Annotated in this window: 2 protein-coding genes; both read right to left on the minus strand. The window is 43.8% G+C overall.

Features of this window, described 5'->3' with window-relative positions:
* Positions 1-71: 71 nt before the first annotated feature.
* Positions 72-1412: a GntT/GntP/DsdX family permease gene (locus ACFQY8_RS03085; protein ID WP_377938449.1), complete on the minus strand. Its 1341-nt coding sequence runs from the start codon at positions 1410-1412 to the stop codon at positions 72-74.
* A 161-nt stretch (positions 1413-1573) separates the two neighbouring features.
* A complete protein-coding gene (locus tag ACFQY8_RS03090) occupies positions 1574-1828 on the minus strand; it encodes an ASCH domain-containing protein (protein WP_377938450.1) in 255 nt (84 codons plus the stop codon).
* Positions 1829-2110: the final 282 nt, after the last annotated feature.

Raw genomic sequence — 2110 nt, forward strand, 5'->3', positions numbered from 1 at the left:
CCATCCCCCACACCACGCAACCCACACCACCACACACGTTGAAAACACACACCACAACGGCGTGTCGAAAATCACAACAACGTAAGAGGATAGAGAGCAAGAACGATAAGCAATCCAAGAATAGAAATAACTGTTTCCATAACTGACCAGGTTTTGAAAGTGTCAATCACACTCAAACCCAGATACTCCTTTACCATCCAAAAGCCTGCATCACTAATGTGAGAGAAGAATAATGAGCCAGCCCCGATAGCGAGCACTATGAGGCTGAGACCGATATTGTTTGTCTGTGTAACGAGCGGCGCGATGATACCTCCAGCAGTTACACATGCAACGGTTGCTGACCCTGTAGCAAGACGGATAAGAACAGCAACCAGCCATGCTGCCACGATGATGTTGAGATGCATAGCCATCATAGAGTCTGCAATGAGCTTGCCGATATTTGTATCGATAAGGGTCTGTTTGAAACCGCCACCAGCGCACACTACAAGAACTACTCCTGCAATCGTCGAGAACGATTTCACAATGGCAGCATTGACATGACTCATTGACCACTTAAGCTCTGCCACCGAAATTATTATTCCAACGATTACAGTAACGAGCAACGCCATGATTGGCGAGCCTATCCATTCGATAAAACTCAATACGATATGCCCCTTGTCAAAACCACTCAACTGGATTGCGCTAGCAATAAACATTAAAAGTACTGGTAACAAAATGATTGCTAATGCCGAGAAGAGGGTCGGCATGTTCTCGCGAGAATTTTTATCAACACTCAAATCTGCATCACTGCTGACCATTTGAGGAACCCATTTTACTAGGATTTTCGAGAGAAGAGGTCCTGCAATAACGACAATGGGAATGGAAACCAAAAGACCGAGAATCAAAGTAATTCCAATATTTGCATGAATCGATGTCGCTGCTACCAAAGGACCGGGATGTGGTGGCACAAGCGCATGGAGCGTTGATAGACCAGCAAGAGCTGGACCTCCTAGAGTAATAATCGGTAATCGGGTACGTTTTGCAACCATCATAACGAGAGGTAGGACGATGACAACGCCTACATGGAAAAATAAAGCAATACCTATAGCAAATCCTCCAGCGAGCATCGCCCATCCCAGACTCTTGCGCGGAGTTAAATTTGTAACAGTATCAACAATAACGTCGGCAGCACCAGTCTCAGTGAGAATAAGTCCAATCATCCCACCGACGACGATAATAAGACCTGTATCGCCAAAAGTGTCAGCAGCGCCCTTGACAAAACTCTCTGTCGATTTTGTAAAAGGTATACCTGCAATTAATGCCGTGGCAAGCGAGCCAAATAGCAGCCCAAGGAAAGGGTGAAGTTTCAAAAAAACAATCGTACATACGACAACAGCAACCCCAATTACTGCTGCAAGAATTAGCTGACCCATGCGCACAACTGTACCTTGCATTATGTGTGACATATGCAGGTTCTCAGTTTCATTTGACGTAAAGTGCCAGAAAACATCACATCAGAACCGGTGGCGTTAGTGTCTATCTTTTTGAAACAACTGACCGCTTACTAAATGCTACTTTAGCAATTCGCGATTACTCATGAGGAAATTGCAACTACACGGAAAGACACACATACAACTTTTGTGCTACTGGTAACAGTAAAGATAGGGTCTTGAATTTCTCTTCTAAATTCATCAGATTCCCAAAAATCTCTATGCTTCTGCGCCCACGCGTCTATAGAAGTGTCACCTTCTCCTTCGGCAATAATATGTTTCAGCTCCACATCAAATATATTGCAAACTGTGACACTAGTTACTTCGGTAACTGCAACGAGAAACGAGAGTAGAGAGATGAGTCAGGACACAAGCTTGTAGCACTATAACAATTCTTCGCATGTTGACTCGTATGATGAAAAGCACTAATCAGCAAGATGCATCTCTGGCGATTTTTAGAGTATTCGTCCGGATACCTTTCGCCCCGCCCTAAAGAGTATTCAGTCTTGTATATTCCATCCTTACGATTATCTAGAAGCTAAGGCAAATAAATGGTCATCTCTTTTTACACCTGATTTGCCCGTTTAATCGTTACACTCGTAGGTGAAAGAAAGTGGGTCATTGAATTTCCTGTAGTAACT

Origin of the sequence: Alloscardovia venturai, assembly GCF_042676605.1 — a bacterium.
GTDB lineage: Bacteria > Actinomycetota > Actinomycetes > Actinomycetales > Bifidobacteriaceae > Alloscardovia > Alloscardovia venturai.

Coding starts and splice junctions, on each gene's coding strand:
- ACFQY8_RS03085 (WP_377938449.1), bottom strand. CDS start 1,412: ATGGGTCAGCTAATTCTTGCAGCAGTAATTGGGGTTGCTGTTGTCGTA.